This window comes from Pseudoalteromonas sp. SANK 73390, assembly GCF_054966645.1.
Map to the genome: position 1 here is coordinate 180554 of NZ_ARPN01000035.1, position 14361 is coordinate 194914.

Below are 14361 nucleotides of genomic sequence, written 5' to 3' on the forward strand. Positions count from 1 at the left end.
ATAAAGTATCTATCAGATACGCAAACGTTCGCTCACTACGCATTAATGATATGTATTGGACCATTAATAGTGAACTAAGTGCAAGAAAAGAATCCAGCGATGGTTAACTATCAGGTCAGTTTAGGCGAACTAGGTATGACATTTTAATTAAGTCAAAGCTGGTTATTTAAAGGCCGGTCTATTTTTTCATCACAGTGACAGCAATGGTATGTACTGGAACTTCAGGCTTTGCATAACTTAATCGTGTGAGCGCTGTTGTTGTATGATACCTGTCAAGGCCGCTGACCGCGACAGTATTGATACGCTCTAAGTCTAAAAAGCCATCTTGGCAATAGGCACTATCGTCTTCAAGGTAAATATCTGTTATCTGACCTATAACTAGTTCGGTCTGATTCAGTTCAATCGTTTGTGAACTCTTAAACTCGACGGCTATTTTTAATTTGCTCTCTTTTACAAAAGGAGCGATAGAATTTGGCTTGTACTGTGGGTTTAAGCCAACAGCTAAAAACTCAGAGATGTCTTTATCATATCGTGCGGATGTTTGGTGTGCTTGTTCAACGATTTCATCGTTCACATGGTTAATTGTATACTGGCCTGTTTGTAATATATTTTCGAGCGTATGCCTTGGTACACTATGAGGGCGCATTATCATGCCAATTAAAGGAGGGTTTGCACCTAAATGAAAGATTGAACTGACAATTGATAAATTTTCTTTGCCTTGTGCGTCAACGGTACCAATTAAGTTGGCACTTTTAAAACCCGATAATGAGTTAATAAGATGAACACGCGTTTGTTGGTCTAGGTTATTTATATCAGTGGTTGCGAAATGCATCGTAAACCCTTTTTAGTCTGTGTGATTTTTACCAGTTGATTGTTTTGCCTTGCCAATCAATGTAGTCAACTTGCCCGTTAATGTCTCGAGTAGTGATTAACGTACTTAGTTGCTGTGCAACAAAGTTGGGAGTAAATAATTTCCCTTCAGGAACGTTCTTTTGAAAGGGTTTTGATAAATTGGTATCGGTTGTGCCAGGGTGAAATAATACGCACTTGCAGTATTTGGCTCGCCTCGCTAACTCTATCGATGCCGTTTTAACTGCCATATTAAGGGCTGCTTTACTTGCTCTATATGCGTACCATCCACCGAGTTCGTTGTCGTCAATGCTAGCAACACGAGCACTTAAAAAAGTAATAACACAGCGACTCTGTGGCCCAAGCCTCTGGCCTATATATTTTAGCCATAACATAGGTGTAATAGTGTTTGCTTTAAGTATCCAGCTTAAATAATGCTCATTGATATCTTCAAGGCGTTTTTCTGGCGAGAACGCTTCATTATGCAGCTGACCATTAAATACTGTAATACTTTGTGCGGTCTTAATGACTGTACTGAGCGATTGAGTGACTGTCTGTATCTGTTGCTCTGAATTGTCACACTGAAAGTGCTGATGGTTATCAGCTATTGTGTCGTGCACATTCCGGCTAATAGTAATTAAATTATGCGCTGGAAAGAGTTTTTGCTGCTCACGTAAAAATGCATTTGCAATGGAGCCTCCAGCGCCGATGATAATAATTGTATTACCGATCATTTGTTTTACAACCCGATTTATTGCATTGATTAGGCATTAGTAATTTTGAGACTACCATACGATTGTTTGCAAATAACATATAGCAGCCATCAGCCAACCAGCGAATAGGTACTATACGAATGAGTTTGAGCCAGCGATGTTTACCTACGGTTTTCCAAGCTTGATATGTTGCATCAAGGCCTAGCCAAATTTTACCTTGTGAGTCTTTAAAGTGCAGTATTGTTAGTGCCCGGTTTTTATCTATGTCTGGGTTGTTTAAGCTAAAATTTTCTTCATGTAAGTCGATTAACGCTATTTGGTTGTTTTTATCATGAAGCTTTAATTTGTTCATTTCTGCCACACATAAAGGGCAATGGCTATCATAAAATATTTTCATGTCACGCCTGATAATAACTTTGATACAGTAGTTTACGGTCAACAGACAAAAATAGATCGCTCGTAAATCGATTTAATCTCGGTATAGTGAGTAGTATAAAATTTCGACAAAGGATGCATTATGACTGAGCAATATCAAATGTTACGCACTAACGTTAGCATGTTGGGTGAGCTGTTAGGAAAAACAATAAAGCAAGCCCAAGGTCAAAAAGTACTCGATAAAGTAGAACAAATTCGCAAGCTGTCTAAGTCATCACGCAGTGGTAATGAACAAGACAGAGCGTTACTAATCGATACACTTCATGGATTAACAGACGAAGAGTTATTGCCTGTAGCACGTGCCTTTAATCACTTTTTAAATTTAGCAAATGTAGCAGAGCAATTTCATACCATATCAAAACAAGGAGCACCGGATGGTTCGTTAAGTGCATTAAAAAGCACGCTAACGGCGCTTAAGTCACATGTAAGTAGTGGGCAAATAAACTTAAATCAGGCAGCCCAAGTCATCGCTAATTTAAAAATGGATTTAGTACTAACTGCGCATCCAACAGAAGTAACCAGACGTACTATTATCAGCAAGCATGTTGAACTCAGTGAGTGTTTAAAAGCGCTTGAATTACATGAGTTAGATGATCACCAGAGTGAATACTTATTAGATAGAATTGAGCAATTAATTTGCCAAGCTTGGCATACCAATGACATTCGCGATAAACGGCCAACACCACTTGATGAAGCTAAGTGGGGGTTCGCTGTGATAGAGAATAGCCTATGGCATGCAGTCCCAGAGTTTGTAAGGCAATTTCATAGTTATAGTGAAGAGTTACTCGCGCTTAAACTGCCAGAGGATTTCTCTCCCATTACGTTTACTTCTTGGATGGGAGGAGATAGAGACGGTAACCCATTTGTAACAGCACAAGTTACACAAACCGTGTTGGATCATGGCCGTTGGATGGCGCTTGATTTGTATTATCGAGATTTAGATAAACTCAGTGCTGAACTATCAATGCATTGCGCCAGTGCTGAGCTTAAGGAACAAGTTGGTTCACAAAGTGAACCTTATCGTTACTTATTAAAATTGTTGAAGTCGCAAGTGAGTGAAACCATATTTGCGCTTGAGCATAAAATCAAAAATGAACCCTCTAAAAAACAAGACAAAATAACGCATGTTGCGCAATTAAAAGCACCTTTGGAGCTGATTTACCGCTCCCTTTGCGAAGTTAATATGGGTGTAATTGCCAATGGCTTACTCATAGATGTCATCCGCCGGCTAAACTGCTTTGGTGTTAACTTGTGTAAGCTAGATATTCGTCAAGACTCAGCGCGCCATACTGAGGTGTTTAGCGAGTTAACCGGCTACTTGGGGCTTGGCAAATATGCCGATTGGTCTGAACAAGATAAACAAGCATTTTTACTCGCTGAGCTAAACTCACGTCGACCGCTAATTCCAAAACACTGGCAGCCAAGTAGTAATGTGCAAGAGGTGCTAGATACCTTTGCGGTTATAGCCAACCAAGATCAACATGCGTTGGGTATTTATATTATTTCAATGGCACAAAATGCGTCAGATGTTTTGGCTGTAGAGTTGTTACTTCAAGAAAGTGGCTGCAGATTTAAGCTACCTGTCGCACCACTGTTTGAAACGCTTGATGATCTTAATCGCAGCGCACATGTTATGACGGAGTTGTTTGCACAATCTTGGTATAGACAGCACATCAACCGCAAGCAATTTGTTATGATCGGCTACTCAGATTCTGCCAAAGATGCGGGTATGATGGCAGCAGGTTGGGCACAATATAGCGCAATGGAAAAACTGGTCGATATTTGTGAGCAACAGGAAATAGAACTTATTTTATTCCATGGACGTGGCGGTACAATTGGTCGAGGTGGGGCACCTGCTGCCCAAGCGCTGCACTCGCAACCACCAGGGTCACTTAAAAATGGTTTGCGTGTGACAGAGCAAGGTGAAATGATCCGTTTTAAGTTTGGTTTGCCTAAAGTTGCAGTGCAAAGCTTAGCCATTTATAGCAGCGCGATTATTGAAAGTAATTTACTGCCACCGCCGCAGCCGCAAAGCAGTTGGCAAGAAGTAATGGCACTTATCAGTAATGCATCATGTGAGCACTATCGAAGCATCGTACGTGAAAATTCACAATTTGTACCATACTTTAGAATGGCGACGCCCGAAGTTGAATTAGCAAAACTGCCCCTAGGCTCTCGCCCTGCTAAGCGCAACCCCAATGGGGGCGTTGAAAGTCTTCGAGCAATTCCTTGGATTTTTGCATGGAGTCAAAACCGTTTAATGCTACCTGCATGGTTAGGTGCTTTACAGGGCTTACAAGCTGCCGTAGATACTTACTCAGAGCAAACGTTAAAAGACATGAGTGAGCACTGGCCATTTTTTAGAACGCGTTTAGAGATGTTAGAAATGGTGTTCTGTAAAGCGGATAGCTGGTTGAGTGAACATTATGAGCAAGGACTTGTTGAGGATAGCCTCAAACCCTTAGGTAATCAGCTGAGAAATGAACTTGCACAAGCGCGAGACTTGGTACAGCGACTTGCTCCTGATTCAACACTATTATCAGCTCAACCATGGATTAAAGAATCAATTGCCTTGCGAAACCCTTACACTGATCCCCTTAATATGTTGCAGGTTGAATTATTAAATCGGGCACGCTCTGGACAAAGTAATGATATTGATAATGCTTTAATGATTACAATGACAGGGATTGCAGCGGGTATGCGCAATACTGGGTGATGTGATTCTTACTATTAAGTTGCCCCCGTTAGAACCGGGGGCAACCTTAATTGAGAAATACTTCCAAGGTATATACGGCGAAAAGGCGGTGCAATATGTACCTAGAAAGCAATAAAAAGTAGTCCTTTTTACTGGTTTTTGTGTGTAAACACCATCGCTTTGGATTAAAATTGTTGACATTGGTTCTCATTTACATAAAATCGACAGACTGGTTATACCAGATAGTTTTGTACACGCAGACGAAATGAGCTTTCGTTTGTTATTTTTATGTTTGAGGTCCCATGACAACACTCTCTACAAGTATCACATACGACGATACGACATCACTAATTATGATGACGTTGCGCGGTTGCGTAAGTGCAAAGGATGTCGTACATGTGTATCAAATTGCAAATGATTATGCCAAAGCACATAACAGCTCAAAAATTCTAATTGATTTAAGTGACGTTGAGCATCGTTTTGCTGCTATCGATATTGTGGATTTTATGCCAAAAGTAGCACATTGTTTACGGGATTTTACTGTAGCTAGAGTGGTCGGCTTTGAAGGCTACATGCATGACCTATTTTTGCAAAAGGCCAAACGTTACAACGTCAATGCTGAAAATTTTGAGAATTTTAAATCTGCAAAGCAATGGTTGTGTAATTTATAGATTCTGCTTAAACTGTGCTGCCATTAATCAATAATGTTTTAGCGATGGCAGTATTTAATCCGCAGCAATTACAACAACTACAAGAGCAAGCAAAGCGCACTTGCGGTTATTTTTCAAAAGCCCAATTGAGTGAGTTGCAATCTCAATTAAATTGTAGCTTAGACTCTTTACTCAAAGCACTACTTCCTGTTGCAGCTAGCTTCTCTCAAGCGCCAATTTCGCACTTTAATGTCGGCGCAGTGGCTTATGATGAAATTACGCAAAACGCGTATTTGGGCGCTAATCTTGAGTTTTCTCATCAAGCATTAAGTTTAGTCGTTCACGCAGAGCAGTCAGCAATCAATAACGCATGGCTCAATGGGGCTAAAGAAATAAGCTTTATCGCAATAACTGATGCACCCTGCGGCTACTGTAGACAGTTTATGAATGAGCTATCAACTTCAAAGAGGTTGAGTATTATGTTGCCGACTCTGGATACTAAGCTAACTGAGTTACTGCCCAGCTCATTTGGACCACAGGAATTAGACAACCCTGAACGATTACTTGCAAGTAATATAGTGGCAATAAAAAGCTTCTCTAGTGATATAAGCAGCAAGTTACAATCTCACCTTCAACATGCTTATGCACCATATTCAAAGAATTTCGCTGCTGTAGAAATATGCACTCAAACGCATGGCGTATTTTATGGTCGTTATGCAGAAAATGCAGCTTATAACCCAAGCTTGTCTCCGATGCAAAGTGCATTAAGTCAGCTTGCATTGGCTGGGTTGACGATAGAGCATGCAAATGTGGTTGAGGTTACTTTGGTACAAAGTGAAGGGTTTGAAAATCAACAAGCTGTTACAGAGGCGGTATTGGCAAGTTATAACGCAAATATTAAACCTAAATATGTAACCGCAAAGCTTGCTTAATTATAAGCACCATCATATGGCCTCTAAATAAGAGGCCATAAATTCGAGTTTATTTAAGTAGTAGTTCAGCAGCTTTAATAACAACAGCTACTGAGTCATGCTCAACCTTGTCGTGATCAACTGTTGGGATCTCTTGCCTAGTTCTATTAACCAGTACACCCGCAACGCAAGCTGCTTTTAGCCCTAAAGATGCGCACATAGTAAATAATGTGGCAGATTCCATCTCATAGTTCATCACGTTTAGCTTTTGCCACTCTTCGCAGCTACCTTGATACGCTTTGCTGACATAACCAGAGTAGGTATCGTATCGCTCTTGCCCCGGATAAAAGGTGTCACTAGAGGCTGTGATACCCACGTGGTGTGCTATATCTAGTTCTAAACAGGCACTAACCATAGCTTGAGTACAATGAAAGTCTGAAACAGCAGGGTAACTTAGGGGGGCAAAATGTTGGCTGGCACCATCTAGTCGCACAGATGCGGTGCTCACGAGTACATCACCTTCGTTTATATGAGGCTGAATAGCACCCGTTGTACCAATACGTAAGAATGTACGTACACCCAATTGTGCAAGTTCCTCAACAGCAATTGAGGTTGATGGGCCGCCAATGCCAGTTGAGCAAATTACAACAGATTGATTGTTAAGTGTTGCTCTGTAAACATGAAACTCACGAGTTTGCGCTAAACAGATAGGGTCGCTTAGTTTATGAGCTATGCGTTTTGCACGTTCAGGATCGCCCGGTACAATCGCCAGAGTTGCACCGTTAAGTGCTTTTTTATCTAGCCCTAAATGAAATACCTTATCCATAGTAAACCTTATTTTTATCTAAAGCGTAATGTTTGTTATTACTGGCCTTAAAGTACAGGACAGATGTCCGATTTAAGGCTCATAACTGTTTGTCTACTTGCATCTTTTGCTGTGATCTTCTAAACCTAAAGTGTAGCAATATAAGAGGACTTATTATGCCAGCATCTCCACCTATCGATAAAAATAATGAATTTGCACGTTGTTTTGAAAGTAACAAAATTGACACCTTCGCCGCCTTCCATTGGCTGGCACTGGCCTTCAAAGATATGGCCAGGGCTCCAATGTTAAGCCTAATATACGGTTTAGTCTTTACCATCATTCCTGCCACTATAATGTGGTTTGTGTATCAATCTGGAACCCATTTAGTGATTTTACCCGCTGTTGTTGCGTTTGCGCTAATAGGACCTGCTTTTGCGGCGGGACTGTACGATGTTGCTTGGGAGTTAGAAAAAGGCCACAAACCCACTCTGCGCCATAGCTTAAAATCGATGTTTCGCAACCCAGCAGGAGAGTGGGGTTTTGCCATTTTGTTGATGGTAATTATGATAGTTTGGATGCGTTTGGCAGCACTTATTCATGCACTTTACCCTAATGTAGCAAATCCAACTTTTGAACAACTGTCCGCTTTTTTAACATTGGGTAGTATAGTTGGCCTAATAGTCATGGCTGCGGTGTTTGCCATATCTGCATTTACACCACAGATCATGATGGAGAGAAGAGTTGATATTATGACTGCGGTAATAAGTTCAATACACGCAGTTAAAACAAACGTCAGCGCAATGATGGTATGGTGTATGCTCATTGTACTGCTGGTATTAATCGGGTTTTTAACAGGCACAGCTGGGTTTATTATTATTATGCCTTTATTAAGTTATGCCAGTTGGCATGGGTATATTGCAATTATCAAAACTAAAAAGCCAAGAGAGTATGAGTAATCTGTAACTATTCATTTGTCGTGAATATAAAACCACGGCGCTAAAATGCTCTAACAGCGTCGTGGTTGACTTTATGAACGACCATGTTATACCTCCTGAAAGTTCATGTTTATCACTGCGCGACTCATTTGTATTAATCGTTATTATTTAAATAACCTTATGTTTTTAAATAACTTATTTTTACTTGAACGATTTAGTTTGCCAATGCTTGATTTGATATAGCAAGTGCAAATATTGCTTTCTTACTTTGGTTAAAAAATTTAGTCAGCGCATGATTATGCAAGAGTCGTTATCTTTGGAGGTTTAAATGGCAATTACAAAACAACAATTTATACACAAACTTGAGCACTGCTTATGTCCTCCAGGGGATGGCGTATTTACTGTTAATACAGCAAAAGAACGAAAAGACGCCTTGAGAACCAAATTGTATGGTCAAACTGAAGGCGTCGATGCGCTTTGGAAAACGTCTTTAACAGATATTGAGCAAAGTGAACATAAAGCAGTTATTTTGGGGATCAGTTCAGATTGTGGTGGTGGTATTTTAAGAGGTGCGAATTGGGGACCCTTGTTCCTGCGCTCTACGCTGATAGAGCAGCATCCTCAGGTAAATGCCTTTGATCTTGGTGATGTGCGTGTTATTCCGCATTTGTTACATGATAAATACTTAAACGACGCCACAATAAGTAATTGCCAAAAAGCACTTTACCAAAATAGTAACAGCGATTATTACGTATCGCCGTTATCTATTACTGAAGATGTGTGTGATGGTTTTTATCAGCAACACCCAAATAAAGGCATCTTTGGTATTGGTGGTGATCACTCTATAAGCTACCCACTTACAAAGTCCTACCTTAAAGCTAAGCGAGATGAAGGTAAACGTACTGCTATTATTCATTTTGATGCCCACACTGACCTGCTTGTGGAACGGTTAGGAATTGATTTGTGTTTTGGTTCATGGTGTACACATATCTTGGAGTTTTTACCGGCCCCTCACCACCTGATCCAGTTTGGTATTCGTTCAAGTGGTAAAGATAAATCTCATTGGGAGTCAACGTTTGGTGTTAAGCAACATTGGGCCCATGAAATTCGTGAACAAGGTGCAGATGCGATTGTAAAACAAGTAATAGCGCAACTCAAAACAGACAATGTCGATGAGCTTTATGTGAGCTTTGATATTGATGCGTTAGATGAAGAGTTTGCTTCTGCAACTGGCACACCTGAGGGCAATGGTATGACACCAGATGAAGCACTAACCATTCTTCGAGCACTGCGTGAGGAATTTCCAATTACAGGCGCAGATATGATGGAGATAGCGCCGTTTACTGATAGCTCTTTAGTCGGGCAGACAAGCTCAGAAACAACGTTGCGTGAAGGTGCAAAGATATCTGCATTTTTAATTGATGCTATGAATAACGCGTAATCGTAACTTATTACGCATAAAACGGCAGCGAGATCACGCTGCCGTTTTTGTATAAATACTGTGCTAATCATAGCAAATAAGCTATATTTTCTTTTAGTTCACATGGTTACAGGTAGTTATTGAATGCGAGTATGGTTTATGGTTTTGAGCTTTGTTTGTGTTGCTACACAGGCCAATACGCTTAATATCATGACAGAGGAGTTTCCTGATTTTCAATATACCAATAAAGATGGTAAGTTTATTGGTTCGGCAGTTGAAAAGGTTAAAGCTGTTTTAGACAAAGCAGAAATTGACTATGTCTTTAGCATTAATCAATGGTCAGTAACTTACAATGCGGTACAGCGTAATTCTAATAGCTGTATTTTTTCTATTGCTCGCTCTGAGCCTAGAGAAGCGCTATTTGACTGGGTATTTCCTATCAGTCGCTTTACTACGTCATTTTATGGGCTAAGATCTCGCTCTTATGCAATTAATAAGTTAGATGATGTTAAACAGTATAAGACAGCAGTAATAAGGCAAAATTTTAGTCACTTATATCTAAATGATCATGGTTTTGAGGAAGACCAACATCTCATTATGATTTCCAGTTTTGATAAAGTTTTTGAATTACTCACAACTAGAAAAGGCTTAGTTGATTTAGTGATCCTAAGCGATGTTCAATTTGATCACAAAAGTAAAACTCAAAGTGCGACACTTCTTTTAGAAAAAAAATATACGTTATCAAATTTTGGTGCGCAGCTTTACTTTGCATGTAACAAAAAACTAGCACCAAAAGTAAAAGAAAAAATTATTGACGCATACAACGCGCTTTACAAATAAATAGATGGGCTGCTTATGCTACTTTTTTAAAGTGGGCCAAACAAAACTATGAAATGTATCTAGATAAAGCTGTTCTACCTTTTCTCTTGCCCACGGGGTTTTTCGAAGAAACCTTAAGCTTGATTTAACACTGGGATCATGTGTAAAACAGCGAACGTTGATTATTTCTCCCATTGCTTGGAAGCCAAGTTCTTGCTCTAGCTTTATGATAATGTCTTCTAGTTTTACACCATGTAGTGGGTTGTTTGGCTGTTGTGTCATGAAATTACTCAAACGCAAAAGCGTTATTTTACCCTGATTGTCTTTACTGGGTCTAGCCTGATGGGTCGTCCTTGTTCATTTGCTCTTTGCCAAACTAATTGGCTTTGTGGCTGATTTTCATATTTGTGACTACAAATAAAAAGCAGATCGAACTGCTTGATAAGTGCGCCCTCGCTGTATTGTGCACCTTGATACCAACACACCCTTTGTGGAGTTTCTAATAAAGTCACTTTTTCATGATGCGAATCAACTGCAAAGGTGCAAGTTGCTGTTAAAAATAAAGCAGTTAAGTATATATAAACAAGTGATTTCATGGCATAACTCCCAGAGTTGGCTAATCTATAAAATAACGCAGCTTTAATTGCGCTATGTAAACACTATATCGGTAACTATAACAAGATTAAAAGAAAATAAGGGGATCGCAATGGCGTTTGATCAAGATATGATGGCTGAGCTTACTTTGTTGGCCAAATTTCCAAGAACGAGTATGCATCAAGGCATAAAAATACACAGCAGTGCGGAGCAAAATTTACGAGATGCGGCGCAAAGGCTTTTTGATAAAGGTATCATTGATAGCCCAGATGGTGGGTATCTCACCGATCTGGGATTAGACTTGATTTCACATTTAGATCAAGTTCATTGTGCTTTACAATAACTCTACTGTGCGTCAGGTTGGTTTTCTGGTGCGGCATCTTTGAATGCCGCTAATTCATTGCAGCGTTCATAAATAGCAGCTATTTTTGGATATGCTGTCATATCTACTTTAAATCTAATTGCATTGAATACTTGGGGCACTAAACATGCATCGGCTAGAGTCGGTGTATTACCAAAACAAAACTTACTATCACCTAACATAAGCTCAAGTTTTTTAAATCCTTCAATAACCCAATGGCGATACCAAGTGTTTTTTTGCTCATCATCTACACTCAATTCTTGACTTAAATATTTTAAGACACGAAGGTTATCGATTGGGTGAATGTCACAAGCTATGGCATAACAAAAGTTGCGTACCTGTGCTTTTTGCCAAGGATCGCTTGGTAAAAGTGGTGTGTCTGTATGTGTTTCTTCTAACCACTCTAAAATAGCCAAAGATTGTGCTAACACGCCTTGCTCGGTTTCAAGTGCTGGTAATAGCCCTTGTGGATTTTTGCTATTGTAGCTTTCGCTTTGTTGTTCAGACTTTAATAAGTTAACACCGATTAATTCGTGCGAGATATTTTTTAGGTTTAGCGCGATACGCACACGGTACGCCGCAGACGAGCGAAAATAAGTATATAATTTCATTTTGTTATTCCTTAATCACGACAAAAGGCACCCCATAGAGTGCCTTATATAAGTTACGTTTTTACAGCTTACGCGCCTTTATAGTATTTTTTAATACCTTTCCAGCAATCTAAATAGTTTGGTTGACGCTCTTTACCTTCAAGTGCGTACTTAGTTGGCGAAATCACATAGCGAGATTCAAACATAAACGCCAAGGTGTTTTCGTAGCGTTGTGGTTCAAGCTCAGCATTGGACGCTTTCTCGAATACATCCGCTTCAGGGCCGTGTGGAGACATACAGTTGTGTAAACTCATGCCACCCGGTACAAAGCCATGCTCTTTAGCATCGTATACGCCTTCAATTAAGCCCATGAACTCACTCATAATATTACGGTGATAATAAGGCGGACGGAAAGTATTCTCAGCTACCATCCAGCGCGGTGGGAAGATAACAAAGTCTACGTTTGCTACACCTGGCGTGCCTGATGGTGAGGTCAGAACGGTAAAAATTGACGGATCTGGGTGGTCAAAACTTACTGTATTCATCACATTAAAACGTGCTAAGTCATACTTGTATGGAGCACTGTTACCTGTCCATGCAACTACATCAAGTGGTGAGTGGCCAATATCGCAGCAAAATAGATTACCGTTAAATTTAGCTACTAACTCAAAATCGCCTTCTTTGTCTTCAAATGCCGCAACAGGGTATTGGAAGTCACGCTCGTTAGTATAACCATTTGCGCCTACAGGGCCGCGCTCAGGTAAAATTAATGGGTTACCATAATTTTCACAGATATAGCCACGCACTTGCTCACTAATCAGTTCAACAGAGAACTTAATACCACGAGGGATAACTGCGATTTCGCCCGGGCGAATGGCAAGCTTACCGCACTCAGTGTGAAGGACTAGCTCACCTTGTTGTGGTACGAATAGCAACTCACCATCAGCATTGTAGAAGTAACGACCATCCATAGAAGCATTTGCAACGTATACGTGAATACCAATACCTGCTTGACCATTGGCACTGCCGTTCGCTGCCATAGTGACTAAACCATCAACAAAGTCAGTTTTTTCGGCTGGAATATCAATTGGGTTCCAACGTAACATGGTAGGTGGTGTTGGCACTTCAGTAATAGGCGCTGTACGCAACAAGCCATTGTCCATCGCTTGGTAATCGCCTTGCACAACAGAGGGGCGAATGCGATAAAACCAGTTTCTGCGGTTCTCGTCACGTGGTGCAGTAAATGCGGTGGTATTATATTGCTCAGCGTATAGGTCGTACTTTACTTTTTGTGGTGAAAATTGACCAATCGGTAAAGCACCCGGTAATGCTTCGGTTTCAAACTCGTTACCAAAGCCTGTTAGATATTGAAATTCGTTGCTCATATTCTTTAGCTCCTTAGTAGATGCTGTTAATTTACTCTCATGTGAGAGTATTATCAAGTGTCTTTAGCTATTAGTTTTGTATATAATTTTTTACGCATGCATGAGAACGTGGCCAAGAGTTGAGCGAGATGTCATTAAAAATAGATGAATTTTTACCTTATCGGTTAGTAAAACTAGCAAACAAAGTAAGCAGTGCATTTTCTGAGGTGTATTTTGCAGAAGCAGGGTTAACCGTGCCACAGTGGCGTGTGATAGCCCATTTAGCTCAGCAAGAAAGCTGCTCTGCAAAGCGGCTGTGTGATTTAGCCGAAATAGATAAATCAACCATGTCGCGTGCGGTTAAACAGCTAACGGATAAAAACTGGATCGAACTGTGCGCAGACCCAAATGATAAAAGAGCAAAGCAACTGAGCTTAACCAAAGAAGGTGAAGCGTTATATGCGCAGTTATCGCCAAAAGCGCTAGCATGGGAAGAAGAGTTGTTAACGCAATTGAGTAAAGAGGAACGAGCATTGCTAAGCAGAGTAATGGATAAAATAGAGCAGCAGATAGAAAGATAATAAATGAGGAGCCAACACTATCATGTATATTTATTAGAGTTGGCCTTTCATTGTTGCGTGCTTTATTTTTTTAATTTAAAGATCCAATAGAGTAAAATTGCAAGCAAAAAGTTCAGGTAAAGGCTACTTAGCGGTGAGTATTCGTGCCAAAAACTTGCAAGTGAAAAACCTTCAATTTTCCCTCTTAATCCGAATGCAAAAATTACAGAGGTAATAATTGAATAAGTCACAATCACTATTGAGCAGCTATTTATATACTTTTTGTAACTTAGGTTTGAGGCTTTTAAACTTCCAGCTAATATCATTGCTAAACACATCGCGCCTGCACAGTTAAATAGGAACGGGAAGCTGATAGAAAATAGTTCTGAAGACCTTTGATAATTTATGCCACTTCCCATGAATGGCGTTAAAGTCAAATCAATAGCCAAAATAAATGTTAGTGAAAATAATAGAGAAAAATATGCAATTTTGTTTGCGTAATAGTTCATCATAATTCCTTATAAGCTTCATCTTAAACACTATTGCATGGTTTATTTTAATACGTGTACGAACTGTTCAAGTTCAAAAGTCACGCTTGTATTAAGAAAAAGCCAATTCCTTGTGCATCCATATTTTACAGACTTGAAAAACATATAATAT

The 14361-nt window shown here is 39.9% G+C and carries 16 protein-coding genes; 8 read left to right on the forward strand and 8 right to left on the reverse strand.

Annotation, left to right across the window (positions count from 1 at the left end):
• Positions 1–178: 178 nt before the first annotated feature.
• Genes SANK73390_RS03330 through SANK73390_RS03340 form a run of 3 tightly spaced genes read right to left on the reverse strand, consistent with a single transcriptional unit; the run spans position 179 to position 1959 of the window.
• A complete protein-coding gene (locus SANK73390_RS03330) occupies positions 179–832 on the reverse strand; it encodes a flavin reductase family protein (protein WP_462763509.1) in 654 nt (217 codons plus the stop codon).
• A gap of 28 nt (positions 833–860) precedes the next feature.
• Complete coding sequence (locus SANK73390_RS03335; protein WP_462763512.1) at positions 861–1583, reverse strand: SDR family oxidoreductase; 723 nt, start codon at positions 1581–1583, stop codon at positions 861–863.
• The gene (locus SANK73390_RS03340) at positions 1573–1959 is read right to left on the reverse strand and encodes a thiol-disulfide oxidoreductase DCC family protein (RefSeq protein WP_462763515.1); all 387 of its coding nucleotides are present in this window, start codon (positions 1957–1959) and stop codon (positions 1573–1575) included. Before SANK73390_RS03340 ends, SANK73390_RS03335 begins: the two co-directional genes overlap by 11 nt.
• A 120-nt stretch (positions 1960–2079) precedes the next feature.
• On the opposite strand from SANK73390_RS03340, the gene ppc reads away from it, so the two are divergent.
• From ppc to cdd, 3 genes are all read left to right on the forward strand, one after another.
• Positions 2080–4713 carry a phosphoenolpyruvate carboxylase gene (gene ppc / locus SANK73390_RS03345; RefSeq protein WP_462763518.1) on the forward strand — a complete coding sequence of 878 codons (2634 nt, stop codon included), beginning with the start codon at positions 2080–2082 and terminating at the stop codon, positions 4711–4713.
• 281 nt (positions 4714–4994) lie between these two features.
• Positions 4995–5363, forward strand: a complete 369-nt coding sequence (locus SANK73390_RS03350) for a hypothetical protein (protein ID WP_261591447.1) — start codon at positions 4995–4997, stop codon at positions 5361–5363.
• Between the two features lie 44 nt (positions 5364–5407).
• Positions 5408–6274, forward strand: a complete 867-nt coding sequence (gene cdd / locus SANK73390_RS03355) for a cytidine deaminase (protein WP_462763521.1) — start codon at positions 5408–5410, stop codon at positions 6272–6274.
• A gap of 49 nt (positions 6275–6323) precedes the next feature.
• Here cdd and udp read toward each other — a convergent pair whose 3' ends face one another.
• Complete coding sequence (udp, locus tag SANK73390_RS03360; RefSeq protein WP_462763524.1) at positions 6324–7079, reverse strand: uridine phosphorylase; 756 nt, start codon at positions 7077–7079, stop codon at positions 6324–6326.
• A gap of 155 nt (positions 7080–7234) precedes the next feature.
• On the opposite strand from udp, the gene SANK73390_RS03365 reads away from it, so the two are divergent.
• The 3 genes from SANK73390_RS03365 (at position 7235) to SANK73390_RS03375 (ending at position 10253) form a co-directional block, all read left to right on the forward strand.
• On the forward strand, positions 7235–8014 hold the full coding sequence (locus SANK73390_RS03365; protein ID WP_261591450.1) for a DUF2189 domain-containing protein: 780 nt from the start codon (positions 7235–7237) through the stop codon (positions 8012–8014).
• Between the two features lie 307 nt (positions 8015–8321).
• Positions 8322–9434: an arginase family protein gene (locus SANK73390_RS03370; RefSeq protein ID WP_462763527.1), complete on the forward strand. Its 1113-nt coding sequence runs from the start codon at positions 8322–8324 to the stop codon at positions 9432–9434.
• A gap of 123 nt (positions 9435–9557) precedes the next feature.
• The gene (locus SANK73390_RS03375; protein WP_462763530.1) at positions 9558–10253 is read left to right on the forward strand and encodes a substrate-binding periplasmic protein; all 696 of its coding nucleotides are present in this window, start codon (positions 9558–9560) and stop codon (positions 10251–10253) included.
• 18 nt (positions 10254–10271) lie between these two features.
• On the opposite strand, the gene SANK73390_RS03380 is transcribed toward SANK73390_RS03375, so the two are convergent.
• Positions 10272–10514, reverse strand: a complete 243-nt coding sequence (locus tag SANK73390_RS03380; protein ID WP_462763533.1) for a VF530 family protein — start codon at positions 10512–10514, stop codon at positions 10272–10274.
• 23 nt (positions 10515–10537) lie between these two features.
• Entirely contained in the window at positions 10538–10828 is a 291-nt protein-coding gene (locus tag SANK73390_RS03385) for a YnjH family protein (RefSeq protein ID WP_261591454.1), read from the reverse strand.
• A gap of 110 nt (positions 10829–10938) precedes the next feature.
• Here SANK73390_RS03385 and SANK73390_RS03390 point away from each other — a divergent pair, with 110 nt between their 5' ends.
• The gene (locus SANK73390_RS03390) at positions 10939–11169 is read left to right on the forward strand and encodes a TIGR02647 family protein (RefSeq protein WP_261591455.1); all 231 of its coding nucleotides are present in this window, start codon (positions 10939–10941) and stop codon (positions 11167–11169) included.
• Positions 11170–11171: 2 nt separating this feature from the next.
• Here SANK73390_RS03390 and maiA read toward each other — a convergent pair whose 3' ends face one another.
• Together maiA and hmgA are read right to left on the reverse strand one after the other, a co-directional pair.
• A complete protein-coding gene (maiA, locus tag SANK73390_RS03395; protein ID WP_462763536.1) occupies positions 11172–11798 on the reverse strand; it encodes a maleylacetoacetate isomerase in 627 nt (208 codons plus the stop codon).
• A gap of 68 nt (positions 11799–11866) precedes the next feature.
• The gene (gene hmgA, locus SANK73390_RS03400) at positions 11867–13162 is read right to left on the reverse strand and encodes a homogentisate 1,2-dioxygenase (RefSeq protein ID WP_261591457.1); all 1296 of its coding nucleotides are present in this window, start codon (positions 13160–13162) and stop codon (positions 11867–11869) included.
• Between the two features lie 128 nt (positions 13163–13290).
• Here hmgA and SANK73390_RS03405 point away from each other — a divergent pair, with 128 nt between their 5' ends.
• The gene (locus tag SANK73390_RS03405; RefSeq protein WP_462763539.1) at positions 13291–13722 is read left to right on the forward strand and encodes a MarR family winged helix-turn-helix transcriptional regulator; all 432 of its coding nucleotides are present in this window, start codon (positions 13291–13293) and stop codon (positions 13720–13722) included.
• Positions 13723–14361 lie beyond the last annotated feature (639 nt).

Bases quoted from the DNA above. Each gene is read 5' to 3' on its own strand.
- SANK73390_RS03370 (WP_462763527.1), top strand. From the start codon at position 8,322: ATGGCAATTACAAAACAACAATTTATACACAAACTTGAGCACTGCTTA.
- SANK73390_RS03340 (WP_462763515.1), bottom strand. From the start codon at position 1,959: ATGAAAATATTTTATGATAGCCATTGCCCTTTATGTGTGGCAGAAATG.
- SANK73390_RS03385 (WP_261591454.1), bottom strand. From the start codon at position 10,828: ATGAAATCACTTGTTTATATATACTTAACTGCTTTATTTTTAACAGCA.
- SANK73390_RS03330 (WP_462763509.1), bottom strand. From the start codon at position 832: ATGCATTTCGCAACCACTGATATAAATAACCTAGACCAACAAACGCGT.
- SANK73390_RS03380 (WP_462763533.1), bottom strand. From the start codon at position 10,514: ATGACACAACAGCCAAACAACCCACTACATGGTGTAAAACTAGAAGAC.
- maiA (WP_462763536.1), bottom strand. From the start codon at position 11,798: ATGAAATTATATACTTATTTTCGCTCGTCTGCGGCGTACCGTGTGCGT.
- SANK73390_RS03335 (WP_462763512.1), bottom strand. From the start codon at position 1,583: ATGATCGGTAATACAATTATTATCATCGGCGCTGGAGGCTCCATTGCA.
- ppc (WP_462763518.1), top strand. From the start codon at position 2,080: ATGACTGAGCAATATCAAATGTTACGCACTAACGTTAGCATGTTGGGT.
- SANK73390_RS03375 (WP_462763530.1), top strand. From the start codon at position 9,558: ATGCGAGTATGGTTTATGGTTTTGAGCTTTGTTTGTGTTGCTACACAG.
- SANK73390_RS03365 (WP_261591450.1), top strand. From the start codon at position 7,235: ATGCCAGCATCTCCACCTATCGATAAAAATAATGAATTTGCACGTTGT.
- udp (WP_462763524.1), bottom strand. From the start codon at position 7,079: ATGGATAAGGTATTTCATTTAGGGCTAGATAAAAAAGCACTTAACGGT.
- cdd (WP_462763521.1), top strand. From the start codon at position 5,408: ATGGCAGTATTTAATCCGCAGCAATTACAACAACTACAAGAGCAAGCA.
- SANK73390_RS03405 (WP_462763539.1), top strand. From the start codon at position 13,291: ATGTCATTAAAAATAGATGAATTTTTACCTTATCGGTTAGTAAAACTA.
- SANK73390_RS03390 (WP_261591455.1), top strand. From the start codon at position 10,939: ATGGCGTTTGATCAAGATATGATGGCTGAGCTTACTTTGTTGGCCAAA.
- SANK73390_RS03350 (WP_261591447.1), top strand. From the start codon at position 4,995: ATGACAACACTCTCTACAAGTATCACATACGACGATACGACATCACTA.
- hmgA (WP_261591457.1), bottom strand. From the start codon at position 13,162: ATGAGCAACGAATTTCAATATCTAACAGGCTTTGGTAACGAGTTTGAA.